Origin of the sequence: Enterobacter sp. 01-M-03-SI-ECC (genome assembly GCF_047530215.1) — a bacterium.
GTDB lineage: Bacteria > Pseudomonadota > Gammaproteobacteria > Enterobacterales > Enterobacteriaceae > Enterobacter > Enterobacter chengduensis.
The window spans coordinates 97,193-111,890 of sequence record NZ_JBLKDA010000001.1 but is presented as its reverse complement, the minus strand read 5'-3'; the positions used below and the strand labels follow the sequence as shown (position 1 = coordinate 111,890).

Genomic DNA, 14,698 nt, shown 5'->3' with positions numbered 1-14,698 from the left:
ACCGAGGTCCCTCATTTTTGCGCCCGGATTGCGCTTTTTCCAACGCATTCGCCAGTTTCATTTCGCGCAATGCTAACTGAGCGCCCTCGCCCTATGCAATAGTGGACTGCTTTATCATTCCTGTTTTAAACAGAATACATCCACCATGCAGTAGGCGAAAACGCCAGCCAGGCTTAAAAGTGGGACTTAACGGCTGCCTCTATTTCATCGAGCAGCTCAAAGCGACGACGGTATTCGGCTCGTTTTTTACTGGCAATCTCTTCGAGGGATTTCCGCTCCATCTGTAGCGGCAACTGCCAGCAGAAGGCCGAGAGCTTTTTGCCGTCCAGAGATCCCCAAAACTCATCGTAGCTGGCGTGGAAATGGCGGCCTTTGCTCAGGCGATACCGCAACGCGCGGAAAACGTGCCCCTCGTCGCTGACGGCAAAAATCGCCCGGACAGAGGACTGCGCGGCCAGCTGGAAAAGCACTTCCATCAACACGCGTTTCGGGAACAGGCCGTGGCAGGCGCGGGTGGCCTGTTTGATGACGTCTCGCGATACGCTGCGACGGGGGCCCTGAAGCCCGCCGATGACCATGACTGGCTGACCGTTGCTGCGCGCAACGCTAAAGGTCAGGCTGGCCAGCAGCGTATTCTCGCTGTCGTGAAGCCAGAGGGTGCTTTCGCCTTCACGCTCGGCTTTCCCGGCAGAGGACGCACTGACCGTATAGATAACACCGTCTTTGGCGTGAAACTGTGCAACGGTTTGCTCCTGCGGGCTGGTCAGCGCCTCAGCGAGAGCGCTCTCTTTCAGGCTATCAATCCAGTAATAGTGGTTAACAATCGCGTCGGCGCGATCGCTAGCCGTCAGGCCGCGCATCAGATACTGCCGGTGGGTCTTGCTGGGCAGCGTAATTTGCGAGGAAAGCAGCCTGTCGAAATCGTCCCGACCGGAAAGGGCTGCCAGCATGCGTTGCGTAGAAGACCAGAACAGCAGCGAGCGTAAAAGAAACTTCAGGCGATATTCGCGTTTGCGCCAGATCGGTCCCGGGACGCGTTTGCCGTTCACCAGCTCGGAAATAATATTTGTGCGATGCGGGTAAAAAACATCGTTATGCAGGTGCGTATTAGACACGTGAAGACCCCTCTTTTTTTATCCCTTTATTCTAAAGAGCCAGGAAAAAGGGATTAAGAGCGTGAGGATCTTTATTTCTGTTTGGTTTACCGTTTGTTTCACTTCGTAAGGACCGCGCCCGTCTGTTGCCTTTTCTGCGGCGGCTATACTGTTAAAAGGAGGGGCTATGTATCAGCGAATTGAAGGTGGAATGTGGCGTCACGTCTGGGTTGTCAGCGATATACACGGCTGTTATCAGTGGCTTATGGATGAGCTTAAGCGCCGTCACTTTAACCCGTATGAGGATTTGCTCATTTCAGTCGGGGACATGATCGACCGTGGCCCTGACAGCGTAAAATGCCTGCAGTTAATGAATGAAAAATGGTTTCGCGCCGTGCGGGGCAACCATGAGCAAATGGCGCTCGATGGCCTGGATAGTAACGATTTCTCTCTCTGGACGATAAATGGCGGAATGTGGTTTGCGCAGCTTGAACGTGACCAGCAGTTGCTTGCGCTGTCGATGCTCGACGCCTGCCGCGATTTACCGCATATCATCGAGATAACCTGCGCAAACGGCCTGAACGTGATAGCCCATGCTGATTATCCGGCTGCGGAATACCGCTGGCAAAAACCGGTGAGCGCCCATCGCGTCTTGTGGGACCGCGATCGGCTGATGGGATTTATGGTAGGCAAAGGGCAGGGCATCAGCGGGGCGGATCATTTCTGGTTCGGACATACGCCCGTCGATAAAAGGTATGATTTTGACAATCTCCACTACATCGATACGGGAGCGGTGTTTGACGGTTACTTCACGCTGGCGCAGCTGCAGTAATAAATAACCCGCCTTCGGGCGGGTTCACTTTAGGTCAGGCAAGACGCATGACCCAGGCATCGGTTTTACTATCGTAATGCTCACGGTAAAGGACAGAATGTTCGCCATCAAGTATTGCCGGGACGCTGGTGTCTGCATCCCATGCATCGAGCTGCATGCACAAATCCGGGTCGGATTTGCAGGGAATACTTAACGTTCGATCGCCCTGTGCTTCGCCGCGCAGCTCTGCGTCGTCGATCTCAAAAGCGCCAATACGCACGCTGGTTTTCGTCATAGTGCTCTCCGGGTCGGTTGTCAAAATCTGGTATGACCAGTGCGGTCCCCATTTTTGATCGTAGACAAGGAGAGCAAAATCGCCAGTAAAAAAATGCGCTTTTTTAGGCGGTGCGATCGTTACCGGTAAACAGCCGACCGTCCCGCACCAGCTCGCGCGGATAGCTGTTTTTCAGCTTCGAGCCGACCTTTTTGGCCAGCCCCAGCGGGTAGCCCTGATAGGTCACTATCACTTCATCACCGGATGGCGTGCTCTCCGGATAGACATCGCGCCCCCGGTACCACTCTTCGGCTTCCTGATGCGTCAGGGCAAAGGTATTCTCGTGGCCGGCAAGGGCGATCGCGGCCTCATGCTGCCAGCGATAGCCTTTATTATGCACTTCCGCCAGGCGGATCCCGATACGGGAAAAACGCACCTTTCCGATAAGCGGCTCGATCTCAGCCGGGAACAGCCATATCTCTTTATCACGCATCCAGAGGTGCAGACTCTCATCCCAGACCAGGCCTACCTTGCTGGCGGCGGCTTCAAGCTGTGCAGCGTCGCGACCTTTAAGAGGGGCAAACGGGAAGTTGCCCACCTTGAATTTTGGTGCGGGCAGGGGCGCAATCCCCTGTGTTTTACGCAGACGCGCCACAAAGAAACCTTCGCAGTCGTAGATCTGCGGGAACACGTGGAGGAACCCCTCGGGAGTCACCGCCTCTTGTGCTGTACTAAACAGATCGTTAAGCGGCAGGAACTCGACTGCCTCGGGGTATTGCGCCTTCAGCCACAGGCAGACGTCTTCGTTTTCGTCACGGTTTAAGGTGCAGGTTGAATAGATCAGCGTGCCGCCGGGACGCAGGGCATGAAATGCGCTCTCGATCAGCTCGCGCTGGGTGGCGGCGATCTCAAGGTTGCTCTCCACTGACCAGTTCTTTAGCGCATCGGGATCTTTACGCACCACCCCTTCGCCGGAGCAGGGCGCGTCCAGCAGAATGGCGTCGAAGGCTTCCGGTACGGCGGCACCAAACACGCGTCCGTCAAAGTGGGTCAGGGCGACATTATGAATACCGCAGCGGCTGATGTTGGCATGTAACACCTTCACGCGGCTGGCGGAGAATTCGTTGGCAAGGATCGCCCCGTGGTTGCCCATTCGGGCGGCAATTTGCGTGGTTTTTGACCCCGGCGCGGCGGCAACATCCATCACGCGTTGAGGCGCGTTGCCATCGGCAAACAGGGCGGCCACCGGCAGCATCGAGCTGGCTTCCTGGATATAGAATAGGCCGCTTAGATGTTCAGCGGTACTGCCCAGCGGCAGTGAGGCTTCGTCATCGCGTTCGATCCAGAACCCCTCTGCACACCACGGTACCGGCGTCAGCTGCCAGCCGTATGGGGAGACCAGCGCCAGAAAATCCTCGACGCTGATTTTCAGCGTGTTGACGCGAATACTCCGGCGTAACGGACGCTGGCAGGCGGCGATAAAATCGTCTAACGACAGGTGAGAAGGAAGCGCCTCGCGCATCTGCGCCAGGAATTGTTCAGGAAGAAATACGGAGTTTTGAGCCACGGGCACACCACAGGGAAAAGTTCAGGCGCGCAGTGTAACATAAAGGCTCCGGTGCGTTGACACCGGAGCCTGTCAGATTAACGCGGCAGGGCGGTTCCCCATTCGCGCCACTCTTTCGGTTCGCTCTCAAGCAGCAGGAAGTGTTTACCCGGCTGCGCTTTTGGCGCTAGCGGCGTTCCCGGCGGCGTGGCAAACGCGATGCCGCCGCGAATGAACTGGTTAAAGGTGCCGGTTTTCACCACGCCGCCCGTCAGGCCAAAGTCCAGCGAATAGCCGGATGCCAGCCAGAATACCGAGTTATTACGCACCAGGTGCTGGTAACGCTCGCTGATGCGCAGTGCCACCATCACGCGGTCGGAGAGCGTGCCGAGCGTCAGGCCGGTGACCGTCCCCACCTCAATGCCGCGGAACAGGACCGGTGTGCCGATGTTCAGCGAGCCCGCTTCCGGCACCTCCACGACGATGCTCAGGCCGCCAAGGTAGCGCGAGTCGGTGATCGTGGCTTCCTGCAGTTCGAAATCACGACGGGCATTGCCCTGGCCAGGCTCAACGTTAATGTACGGCTGCAAAATAGTGTCGAGATGCTCAACGCCCGCGGCCGAAATCTGCGGCGTGACCACCGAGAAGCGCGAACCCGCGCGTGCAAAGGTCTGCACGTATTCCGGGTAGAGCACGGCGGTGGCCTGGACCTCGTTGCGCGCGGTGATCAGCGTCAGCTTCTGGATCTGCCCGATATCAATGCCCAGATAGCGGATTGGCATGCCTTCCGCCAGCTTGCCGGCATCAAAGGCGTGCAGGGTAATCTGCCCACCGACGGCGCGTGCGGCGGTTTCGGACGGGAAGAGAATACGCTTATCGCCTTTACGCAGATTCGCACCCGCGCCGCTGAGGTTATCGAAGCTAATCGCCCCACGCAGGGCGCGCGAGAGCGGGGAGGCCTGCACGGTCAGCCCGTTACCGTTAAGCTGAACCTTCGCGCCGCCTTCTGCCCAGAAGACGCTGTTTGGCGTCAGCAGTTTGCGGTACTCCGGCTTGATGTGCAGTTCGATATCAAACGCTTCCGCACGTGGGCGAACGGCGATAACTTCCCCGACTTCAAACTTGCGGTACAGCACCACGGACCCCGCCTGGACGTCCGGCAGCGTCTCAGCGCTTAACGTTAGCGTGGTGGTAGGGAGATCGCTCAGGCTGTTTTCAATCGCTTTCTCCAGGTTGGCATACAGCGGATAGCTGTCGCGCACGGGGCCTTTATCGCCCGGCAAAATGCGGATGCCGCCGTTGACCCATTCGCTGGCGCTGGCACCGAGGAATTCCACGCCGTCCAGACCCACCTTAACGTCAACGCGGCTGTTCACCACGAATTTGCTGTCGCCATGCACCAGGTCGCTGTACTGCGGATCGATGGCAACCGAGAAGGTTACGCCATTTGCCGAGAGCTTACGCTCCAGCACCTGACCCACCTGCACGCCGTGTAAAATCAACGGCTGACCGGCTTCGATGCCGTAGCTTTCTGGCGCATTCAGCGTGACCGTCACCACGCCAGGCTTTTGCAGCAGGGCTTTATCCGCCGGGGCAATCACGAAGCTGTTGCTGGGCTGACCTTCACCTGGGATCAGCTCAAAGGTATTGCCGGTCAGCAGCGTGCTGAGGCTGGTATCGTTCAGGGAGATTTTTGGACTGCGCATTTCGATGCGCGTTTTCTCGCGCAGCAGATCGACCACGCTCGGATCGACCGTCATTTCGCCGGTAACCGATCCGCCCGGATTGAGCGTCATTTTAGTGAGCTGACCGACCTGCAGACCCTGATACATCAGCGGCGTTGAACCGGCTTTCAGCCCCTTCGCATCGGGCAGGGCGAGCTTGACGATCACGCCGCGCTGGCTGTGCGCCAGGTCGGCGTACAGGCCAAAGGTATCATCGGCGGTGGCCGGGCTTGAGTTTTCCGGGGAGTCAAAGGCAATGGCACCATTCACCAGCGCGGCCAGGCTTTCCAGCTTCACCTTCGCCCCGCTCAGGCTGAGGTCGGCATCCACGCCGGACACGTTCCAGAAGCGGCTGCCTTTTTTCACCAGATTGGTGAAGCGACGCTCGATTAGCACGTCGATGGTGACGCCCTGTTTATTCGGGTTGATCGCGTAATCGTATACGCGACCCACCGGGATTTTGCGGAAATAGACCAGCGAGCCACTGTTCAGGGAGCCGAGATCCGGAGCCTGGAGATGGATCATTAAATCGCCGTTATTGAGGCGGTACTTGGGCTGCGTATCCAGGGCAACAAAGTGATCCTGCGGCTCGCCTTTGCCCGGCATCATGCCAATATAGTTACCCCCCACGAGGGCATCCAGCCCGGAGACGCCGGCCAGAGAGGCTTTCGGCGTCACCAGCCAGAACTGCGTTTCGCTGCGCAGGGCATCCTGCATGTCAGATTTGATACTGACCCGCACCTGAATCTTGTTCAGCCCTTTTCCAAGGGAGATGTCCTGAACCGTACCGACTTCAACCCCCTGGAAGCGAACGGGCGTTCGCCCGGCGACGATGCCATCGGCGGTCTGGAAATCAATGGTAACGGTACTCCCGCGATCTTCATAGCTGGTCCAGATTAGCCAGCCCGCAATCATCAGGGCGATGACGGGCAGCAGCCAGAATGGCGAAATGCGGCGTTTTGTTTTAATTCTCGCTTCAGTCGGCGAAGCGGGGGTTTCCTGACTCATGTGCATCCCAAAGTAAGCGGCTATCCAGCCATTCCACAGCAAGAATAGTTAATATCACCGCAGAGCCGAAATAAAAAGCCGCGGGTCCCATTGTAAAAGCAAGTAACTGATCGCGATTGATGAGCGACATCATCAGCGAAATCACGAAGAGATCTAACATTGACCAGCGGCCAATCCAGGTGACGAATCGCAGAAGCAAAATGCGGGTTCGTAAGCCCTGTTCACACTTTAAGTGAATGCTGATGAGCAGGGTAAACATCACCACCACTTTGGTAAAGGGAACCAGGATACTTGCGATAAAGACAATTGCCGCCACCCCGACATTGCTGTGCGCAAGGGAGATAATCCCCGAGAGGATAGTATCCTCCTGACGCCCGCCATTCACGTAAATGATGGAGATCGGCAGCATATTGGCCGGGAGCAGAAACACCAGGGAGGCAATCAGCGCGGCCCAGCATTTTTGCAGGCTGTTGTTCCGCCGCAGCCTCAATGGAATATGACACCGCGGGCAGCGTCCACGCGCGTCCGGCAGGCCGGTATAGTGGCATCCCAGACAGACGCGCAGGTTTTCATCGGGACGCGTCGCGGGGCGCTGAGGGTAAAATCGCTCCCAGAGCTGCTCAACGTTCAGATGGATCAGCGTCAGGATGCTTAGCAACACCAGGCAGATAAAGGCAAAGAGCCCGATACCGGGCTGCAGGAAGGCATAATCCTGCACTTTTATTGACGCAACGCCCACGCCCACCAGATAAATATCGAGCATCACCCACTCTTTAAGCTTATCCAGCATCAGCAGCACCGGGCGAAGATTCATGCCGAGAATATTGCCAAACCAGAGATAGGCAATGGCGGCGACCAGCACCAGCGGCGCGCCAACGGTGCAGAACAGCACCATGGCGGCGGTAATCGGATCGCCCTGACGGGTCATCTGCCAGATCCCCTGCAGCAGGTTGGCGTCAATGCGCACGCCGAGCAGGTAGAGCTTCAGCAGCGGCTCGCTCCAGGCGAAGGGCATCAGCAGCAGCATGGTGACGGCCATGGCGGCGAGGCGGGTTAGCGACCAGTCGCGGCCATCGCGAATTTTAGCGTCGCAGCGGGGACAAAAGGCACTTTGGTGCGATTTCATCTTCGGCAACATAAAAAGCGTATCGCACTGGGGGCAACGCTGATAATGTGCACGTGGCAAAGCTTCGCTTACCGCATGGACAGTGATCTTTCTTGTCGGCGTAATTTTGGTTGTTTTTAAGGCCATCAGCTGCGCACAAATAAGTATTGTTGAAAGTTATAATAACTCATGTACGGATTCATCTTGAGCATGAGCGCATTTAATGCTTATTTTAATAGGCTATGCGGTAATTTTGTAAGGCAACTAAGTGATTGAATAATGAACAAAACAGAATTCTACGCGGATCTGAACCGCGATTTTAAGGCATTGATGGCGGGTGAGACCAGCTTCTTAGCCACTCTGGCAAATAGTAGCGCATTGCTGTTCGAACGTCTCTCTGACGTCAACTGGGCAGGCTTTTACCTTCTTGAAGGTGAAACGCTGGTGCTCGGTCCGTTCCAGGGCAAACTGGCCTGCGTGCGTATCCCGGTAGGGCGTGGCGTATGCGGCACAGCGGTGGCAGAAAATCAGGTACAGCGTGTCGAGGACGTCCACGCGTTTGACGGACACATTGCCTGTGATGCCGCCAGTAACGCTGAAATCGTTCTGCCGCTGGTGGTCAAAAATCAGATTATTGGCGTTCTGGACATCGACAGTACGGTCTTCAGTCGCTTTACAAGCGAGGACGAACAGGGGCTGCGCGAGCTGGTGGCGAATCTGGAAAACGTCCTCGCGGCAACCGATTATCAAAAATTCTTTGCGAGCGACGCAGGATAATCAACGGATAACGTAGCATTTACTGATAGCGTCATTATAATGACGCCTGTTCATGCCTGCGCTTGTTGGCAACGTCCGTTGTAATCAGGAAATTTCATGGAAAATCAACCTAAGTTGAATAGCAGTAAAGAAGTTATCGCATTTCTGGCCGAGCGTTTCCCGCAGTGCTTCAGCGCGGAAGGTGAAGCTCGTCCCCTGAAAGTCGGTATTTTTCAGGATCTGGTGGCCCGCGTTGAAGGGGAAATGAACCTCAGCAAAACTCAGCTGCGTTCCGCCTTACGTCTTTATACTTCGAGCTGGCGCTACCTGTACGGTATCAAACCTGGCGCGACCCGTGTGGATCTCGACGGCAACCCGTGTGGTGAGCTGGACGAACAGCACGTTGAGCACGCGCGCAAGCAGCTTGAAGAAGCCAAAGCACGCGTTCAGGCACAACGTGCAGAACAGCAAGCGAAAAAACGCGAAGCCGCCGCGGCAAACGGCCAGGAAGAAGCGCCTCGCCGCGAGCGTAAACCACGCCCTGCGCCGCGTCGTCACGATAATAACGATCGCAAACCGCGTGCAGACAAACCAGCAGCAAAAGCCCCGCGTGCGCCTCGTGAAGAGCCGCGCCACACTCCGGTTTCTGACATTAACGCCCTGAGCGTAGGTCAGGCGCTGAAGGTCAAAGCGGGTAACAATGCTATGGACGCCACCGTACTGGAAATCACCAAAGATGGCGTTCGTGTACAGCTGACTTCTGGTATGTCAATGATTGTACGCGCAGAACACTTGTTGTTCTGAAACGGAGGCCAAGCCTGGCATGAACACTTTTTTTAAGCTCACCGCGCTGGCGGGCCTGTTTGCTATAACAGGTCACGCTTTTGCAGTGGACGATATCACGCGTGTTGATCAAATTCCGGTACTCAAGGAAGAGACGCAGCACGCGACGGTGAGCGAGCGCGTGACCTCACGTTTTACCCGCTCGCACTATCGTCAGTTCGATCTCGATCAGGCCTTTTCGGCCAAAATCTTTGACCGCTATCTGAACTTGCTGGATTACAGCCATAACGTTTTGCTCGCCAGCGATGTCGAGCAGTTCGCGAAGCGCAAATCCGAAGTGGGTGACGAGTTGCGTTCAGGCAAGCTGGATCTGTTCTACGATCTCTACAACCTGTCGCAAAAGCGCCGCTTTGAACGCTATCAGTACGCGCTGAAAGTGCTTGAACGTCCAATGGACTTCACCGGCAACGACACCTATAACCTGGACCGCAGCAAAGCCCCCTGGCCGAAAGATGAAGCCGAGCTGAATTCGCTGTGGGACGGAAAGGTTAAATATGACGAGCTGAGCCTTAAGCTCACCGGCAAAGACGAAAAAGAGATCCGTGACACGCTGACGCGCCGTTACAAATTTGCCATTCGTCGCCTGGCTCAGACCAACAGTGAGGATGTTTTCTCGCTGGCCATGACGGCCTTTGCGCACGAAATCGATCCGCACACCAACTATCTCTCTCCGCGCAACACTGAACAATTCAATACCGAAATGAGCCTGTCTCTGGAAGGTATCGGCGCGGTGCTGCAGATGGACGATGATTACACGGTGATCAATTCGATGGTCGCGGGCGGCCCGGCATCCAAAAGCAAAGCGATTAGCGTAGGCGATCGTATTGTGGGTGTAGGACAAACCGGCAAGAGCATGGTTGATGTGATCGGCTGGCGTCTCGATGACGTGGTTGCGCTGATCAAAGGGCCGAAAGGCAGCAAGGTTCGTCTGGAAATTCTGCCAGCCGGTAAAGGCACCAAAACCCGTATCGTTACCCTGACCCGCGAGCGTATCCGTCTGGAAGACCGCGCGGTGAAAATGTCGGTGAAAACCGTGGGTAAAGAGAAGGTGGGCGTACTGGATATTCCTGGCTTCTACGTTGGGCTGACTGACGATGTCAAAGTTCAGCTGCAGAAGCTTGAAAAGCAGAACGTCAGCAGCATCATCATCGACCTGCGCAGCAACGGCGGCGGGGCGCTGACGGAAGCGGTTTCCCTCTCCGGTCTGTTCATCCCATCTGGTCCGGTTGTTCAGGTGCGCGATAACAACGGTAAAGTGCGTGAAGATGCCGACAACGACGGGGTGGTCTACTACAAAGGCCCGCTGGTGGTGCTGGTTGACCGCTTCAGTGCCTCCGCGTCTGAGATCTTCGCCGCGGCAATGCAGGACTACGGCCGTGCGCTGATCGTCGGTGAGCCGACCTTCGGGAAAGGCACCGTTCAGCAGTACCGCTCTCTGAATCGTATTTACGATCAGATGCTGCGTCCGGAATGGCCTGCGCTGGGCTCGGTTCAGTACACCATTCAGAAATTCTACCGCGTGAACGGCGGCAGTACGCAGCGTAAGGGCGTTACGCCGGACATCATGATGCCGACAGGCACGGAAGAGACGGAAACTGGCGAGAAGTTTGAAGATAACGCCTTGCCGTGGGACAGCATCAATGCCGCGACCTACGTGAAGGCGGGGGATATGACGCAATTTGGCCCTGAACTGCTGAAAGCGCATAACGACCGCATCGCGAAAGATCCGGAGTTCCAGTACATCATGAAGGACATTGCACGTTTCAATGCCCTGAAGGATAAGCGGAATATCGTGTCTCTTAACTACGCGCAGCGTGAGAAAGAGAACAACGAAGACGATGCAACCCGCCTGGCGCGTATCAACGATCGCTTCAAGCGTGAAGGCAAGCCTCTGCTCAAGAAACTGGACGATCTGCCAAAAGATTACCAGGAGCCGGATCCGTATCTGGACGAGACGGTGCATATCGCTCTCGACCTGGCGAATCAGGAAAAAGAGAAACCTGCCGTACAGCCCGCTCCGGCAAAATAACCTCCCAACAGGCACAAGAGATTGTGCCTGTTTCTTTTTGTTCTTTATCCTTCCGTCAGCCAGATTTCCAATTGTGTAAAGTTGTGTCTTTCTGGTGACTTACGCACGCCGGATGCTTGAAAATAGCCGCAATACCCATACGATGTGGGTAATCGCATAGTGCGTTTTGTTAAACTGAGGTAAAAAGAAAATTATGATGCGAATCGCGCTCTTCCTGCTCACCAACCTGGCGGTCATGGTGGTTTTCGGGCTCGTGCTAAGCCTGACAGGAATTCAGTCGAGCAGCGTTCAGGGTCTGTTGATTATGGCGCTGCTGTTTGGTTTTGGTGGCTCGTTCATCTCCCTGCTGATGTCGAAGTGGATGGCACTGAAATCGGTAGGCGGTGAGGTTATTGAACAGCCGCGTAACGATATGGAACAGTGGCTGATGAATACGGTGGCTCAGCAATCCCGTCAGGCCGGGATCGCCATGCCGCAGGTGGCGATTTACCATGCTCCGGACATCAACGCGTTTGCCACGGGTGCGCGTCGCGATGCATCCCTGGTTGCCGTCAGCACCGGACTGCTGCAAAACATGAGCCGTGACGAAGCTGAAGCGGTAATTGCCCACGAAATCAGCCATATCGCTAACGGTGACATGGTGACCATGACCCTGATTCAGGGCGTGGTGAACACCTTCGTGATCTTTATCTCCCGTATCCTGGCGCAGATTGCGGCTGGCTTTATGGGCGGCAACCGCGACGAAGGTGAAGAGAGCAACGGTAACCCGCTGATCTATTTCGCCGTGTCGATGGTTCTGGAACTGGTGTTCGGTATTCTGGCCAGCATCATCACCATGTGGTTCTCCCGCCACCGTGAATTCCACGCGGATGCCGGCTCGGCGAAGCTGGTAGGGCGAGAGAAGATGATTGCCGCGCTGCAGCGTCTTAAAACCAGCTACGAGCCGCAGGAAGCGAACAGCATGATGGCCTTCTGCATCAACGGGAAATCCAAGTCGCTGAGCGAGCTGTTTATGTCTCACCCGCCGCTGGATAAACGTATCGAAGCGCTGCGCAGTGGGGAATACCTGAAGTAACGGAACGAACATTAATAAGCCGGGCAGGAGTTCACTCCGCCCGGCTTTTTTTATGCCTGAACTCTGGGCTGGGTCACGCGGAGGCCGCTGACGATTGCGGCGAGGGAGGCAAGGGCACCTGCGGTCAGAAGCGCAACATGGTTGCCGTTTTGTCCGGCGAGGTTAAACATCAGGGCGACCAGCGCCGCCCCGCTGCTTTGTCCCAGGAGGCGCGCGGTCCCCAGCATGCCGCTGGCACCTCCGCTGCGATGACGCGGCGCGGCGGTGATAATGGTGTGGTTATTGGGGGACTGGAATAGCCCAAACCCCGCGCCGCACAGGATCATGCGCCAGATGATGTCCAGATCGGTTGGTGATGACGGGAGCAATGCCAGCGCGAACAGGCCTGTCGCCATCACCGCCAGCCCCAGCGCGCCGAGTAAACCGGCATGGACGCGTTCAATTAAGTAACCTGCCAGCGGCGCCATCACCATCGTCGCCAGCGGCCAGGGGGTTAACAGCAGGCCGGTCTCCACTTCTGAACGGCCAATCACGCCTTGCAGAAAGAAGGGCAGAGAAACCAGAGCCAGCATCTGGGCGCAGAACGAGCAGACTGACGTGCAGATGGAGAGCGAAAAGAGGGGAATACGCAGCAGGTCAACGGGCAGTAAAGGCACCGGGAGCGCGAGCTGGCGCCGAACAAAGAAGAAGCCGATCGCCAGCAGGGCGATGAGCTCAGCGCCAGTGAGTAACAGAGATTGTCCCTGCGCAAAGCCGCTCAGCGCCGTAATCAGCAGGCCAAAGGTCAGGGCATTCATCACCGCACTCGCCACATCGAAGCGCGGCATGGTGCTTTTGGGGCCGTTAGCAGGAAGAAAGCGCAGGGCAAAGAAGATGGCGGCGATACCCAGCGGCACGTTAATGGCGAACAGCCATTGCCATGACGCAACGGAAAGGATCGCTGCCGCAATCGTTGGCCCGGCGGCTGACGAGACGGCGACAATAAACGAGTTTATCCCCATGCCGCGCCCCAGATGACGCTGCGGATAAATGAGGCGGATCAATGCCGTGTTTACGCTCATGAGCGCCGCGCCGCCAAAACCCTGTGCGATGCGGGCCAGCGTCAGGGTATGCAGCGAATCTGAAAGGGCGCAAAGCAGGGACGTGAAGGTAAACACCACCAGACCGCACTGGTACACCCGACGGTAGCCAAACATATCGCCCAGAAAAGAGAACGAGAGCAGGGAAACCACAATGGCAATCTGATAGGCGTTAACAATCCATATCGAGCTGGCGGGAGAGGCATGCAGGTCGCTGGCGATGGTTGGCAGGGCAACGTTCGCGATTGCGCCGTCAAGGACGGCCATTGAGATACCGATAATGATGGTCGCTATAGCGCCATACCGCTGGGGTAAAGGCAGGCCATCGGAAAGGGTCTTTTCCATTGGGATTAAAAAAGCTCAGCGTGAAATTATTCTCAGGGTAACTATTTTAGCACTGTTACAGCGGTGATATGTCGCAGATTTGTAACGAAGTAAACGCGGATTGATTGCAGGTGACATGACGGGAACTTATAATAAAAACCGGTTCTGATTTTTATAAAACACTCTCTATGAGGTGGTAAATGGCTATTGCGGATTTGGATAAACAGCCAGATTCAGTTTCTTCCGTGCTGAAGGTGTTTGGCATCTTACAGGCGCTGGGAGAAGAGCGTGAAATAGGTATTACAGAGTTATCGCAGCGCGTGATGATGTCAAAAAGCACCGTTTATCGCTTTTTGCAGACCATGAAGTCGCTGGGCTACGTTGCGCAGGAAGGCGAATCTGAAAAATACTCTCTGACGCTGAAGTTGTTTGAGCTGGGTGCCAGGGCGCTACAAAATGTTGACCTGATCCGCAGCGCCGATATTCAGATGCGCGAAATCTCTCGCCTGACCAAAGAGACCATCCATCTCGGCGCGCTGGATGAAGACAGCATTGTTTACATCCATAAGATCGACTCCATGTACAATCTGCGCATGTATTCGCGGATTGGTCGTCGCAACCCGCTCTACAGTACCGCCATCGGTAAGGTGCTGCTGGCGTGGCGCGATCGTGAGGAAGTGAAGCAGATCCTCGAAGGCGTCGACTACAAGCAAAGTACTGCACGAACCATTACCAGCACCGACGCGCTGTTAACGGTGCTCGATCGCGTACGCGAGCAGGGTTATGGCGAAGATAATGAAGAGCAGGAAGAGGGGCTGCGCTGTATCGGCGTTCCGGTGTTTGACCGCTTTGGCGTGGTGATCGCGGGCTTAAGTATCTCTTTCCCAACCTTACGCTTCTCCGAGGAACGTCTGCACGAGTATGTGGCGATTCTGCACACAGCCGCGCGTAAGATTTCTGAACAGATGGGTTATCACGACTATCCGTTTTAATTTTTCTCGTATAAAAAACGCCGCATCCGTTGCGGCGT

12 protein-coding genes are annotated in these 14,698 nt (G+C 56.0%); 6 read left to right on the top strand and 6 right to left on the bottom strand.

Annotated elements, in window-relative coordinates; genetic code table 11:
- Window positions 1–173 precede the first annotated feature (173 nt).
- Window positions 174–1,115 carry a VirK/YbjX family protein gene (locus tag ACMWKK_RS00535; RefSeq protein ID WP_112780826.1) on the bottom strand — a complete coding sequence of 314 codons (942 nt, stop codon included), beginning with the start codon at window positions 1,113–1,115 and terminating at the stop codon, window positions 174–176.
- 166 nt (window positions 1,116–1,281) lie between these two features.
- Here ACMWKK_RS00535 and pphA point away from each other — a divergent pair, with 166 nt between their 5' ends.
- Complete coding sequence (gene pphA, locus ACMWKK_RS00530; protein ID WP_112780827.1) at window positions 1,282–1,926, top strand: protein-serine/threonine phosphatase; 645 nt, start codon at window positions 1,282–1,284, stop codon at window positions 1,924–1,926.
- A 34-nt stretch (window positions 1,927–1,960) separates the two neighbouring features.
- On the opposite strand, the gene ACMWKK_RS00525 is transcribed toward pphA, so the two are convergent.
- The 4 genes from ACMWKK_RS00525 to yebS all read right to left on the bottom strand — a co-directional run bounded on the left by ACMWKK_RS00525 (window position 1,961) and on the right by yebS (window position 7,709).
- Complete coding sequence (locus ACMWKK_RS00525) at window positions 1,961–2,200, bottom strand: YebV family protein (protein ID WP_008500472.1); 240 nt, start codon at window positions 2,198–2,200, stop codon at window positions 1,961–1,963.
- Between the two features lie 103 nt (window positions 2,201–2,303).
- Window positions 2,304–3,746: a 16S rRNA (cytosine(1407)-C(5))-methyltransferase RsmF gene (rsmF, locus tag ACMWKK_RS00520; RefSeq protein ID WP_112780828.1), complete on the bottom strand. Its 1,443-nt coding sequence runs from the start codon at window positions 3,744–3,746 to the stop codon at window positions 2,304–2,306.
- A 77-nt stretch (window positions 3,747–3,823) separates the two neighbouring features.
- Window positions 3,824–6,457: a PqiB family protein gene (locus ACMWKK_RS00515; protein ID WP_045326705.1), complete on the bottom strand. Its 2,634-nt coding sequence runs from the start codon at window positions 6,455–6,457 to the stop codon at window positions 3,824–3,826.
- On the bottom strand, window positions 6,426–7,709 hold the full coding sequence (yebS, locus tag ACMWKK_RS00510) for a membrane integrity lipid transport subunit YebS (RefSeq protein WP_045326704.1): 1,284 nt from the start codon (window positions 7,707–7,709) through the stop codon (window positions 6,426–6,428). The genes ACMWKK_RS00515 and yebS overlap by 32 nt, the downstream gene beginning before the upstream one ends.
- Window positions 7,710–7,841: 132 nt before the next feature.
- On the opposite strand from yebS, the gene ACMWKK_RS00505 reads away from it, so the two are divergent.
- The 4 genes from ACMWKK_RS00505 to htpX all read left to right on the top strand — a co-directional run bounded on the left by ACMWKK_RS00505 (window position 7,842) and on the right by htpX (window position 12,265).
- Window positions 7,842–8,339, top strand: a complete 498-nt coding sequence (locus ACMWKK_RS00505; RefSeq protein WP_112780829.1) for a GAF domain-containing protein — start codon at window positions 7,842–7,844, stop codon at window positions 8,337–8,339.
- A gap of 96 nt (window positions 8,340–8,435) precedes the next feature.
- Entirely contained in the window at window positions 8,436–9,122 is a 687-nt protein-coding gene (proQ, locus tag ACMWKK_RS00500; protein ID WP_014884292.1) for an RNA chaperone ProQ, read from the top strand.
- Window positions 9,123–9,141: 19 nt separating this feature from the next.
- Window positions 9,142–11,190 (top strand): carboxy terminal-processing peptidase, encoded by a 2,049-nt coding sequence (gene prc / locus ACMWKK_RS00495; RefSeq protein ID WP_112780830.1) that lies wholly within the window; start codon window positions 9,142–9,144, stop codon window positions 11,188–11,190.
- 193 nt (window positions 11,191–11,383) lie between these two features.
- Window positions 11,384–12,265, top strand: a complete 882-nt coding sequence (gene htpX / locus ACMWKK_RS00490) for a protease HtpX (protein ID WP_014884290.1) — start codon at window positions 11,384–11,386, stop codon at window positions 12,263–12,265.
- Between the two features lie 50 nt (window positions 12,266–12,315).
- Here the strand turns inward: htpX and ACMWKK_RS00485 are convergent, their stop codons facing one another.
- Window positions 12,316–13,689, bottom strand: coding sequence for an MFS transporter (locus ACMWKK_RS00485; RefSeq protein ID WP_112780831.1), 1,374 nt, complete (start codon window positions 13,687–13,689; stop codon window positions 12,316–12,318).
- A gap of 179 nt (window positions 13,690–13,868) precedes the next feature.
- On the opposite strand from ACMWKK_RS00485, the gene kdgR reads away from it, so the two are divergent.
- Window positions 13,869–14,660, top strand: coding sequence for a DNA-binding transcriptional regulator KdgR (gene kdgR / locus ACMWKK_RS00480; RefSeq protein ID WP_112780832.1), 792 nt, complete (start codon window positions 13,869–13,871; stop codon window positions 14,658–14,660).
- The last annotated feature ends 38 nt before the right edge of the window (window positions 14,661–14,698 follow it).

Coding starts and splice junctions, on each gene's coding strand:
- pphA (WP_112780827.1), top strand. CDS start 1,282: ATGTATCAGCGAATTGAAGGTGGAATGTGGCGTCACGTCTGGGTTGTC.
- ACMWKK_RS00525 (WP_008500472.1), bottom strand. CDS start 2,200: ATGACGAAAACCAGCGTGCGTATTGGCGCTTTTGAGATCGACGACGCA.
- ACMWKK_RS00515 (WP_045326705.1), bottom strand. CDS start 6,457: ATGAGTCAGGAAACCCCCGCTTCGCCGACTGAAGCGAGAATTAAAACA.
- yebS (WP_045326704.1), bottom strand. CDS start 7,709: ATGGCCTTAAAAACAACCAAAATTACGCCGACAAGAAAGATCACTGTC.
- ACMWKK_RS00505 (WP_112780829.1), top strand. CDS start 7,842: ATGAACAAAACAGAATTCTACGCGGATCTGAACCGCGATTTTAAGGCA.
- proQ (WP_014884292.1), top strand. CDS start 8,436: ATGGAAAATCAACCTAAGTTGAATAGCAGTAAAGAAGTTATCGCATTT.
- prc (WP_112780830.1), top strand. CDS start 9,142: ATGAACACTTTTTTTAAGCTCACCGCGCTGGCGGGCCTGTTTGCTATA.
- htpX (WP_014884290.1), top strand. CDS start 11,384: ATGATGCGAATCGCGCTCTTCCTGCTCACCAACCTGGCGGTCATGGTG.
- ACMWKK_RS00485 (WP_112780831.1), bottom strand. CDS start 13,689: ATGGAAAAGACCCTTTCCGATGGCCTGCCTTTACCCCAGCGGTATGGC.
- kdgR (WP_112780832.1), top strand. CDS start 13,869: ATGGCTATTGCGGATTTGGATAAACAGCCAGATTCAGTTTCTTCCGTG.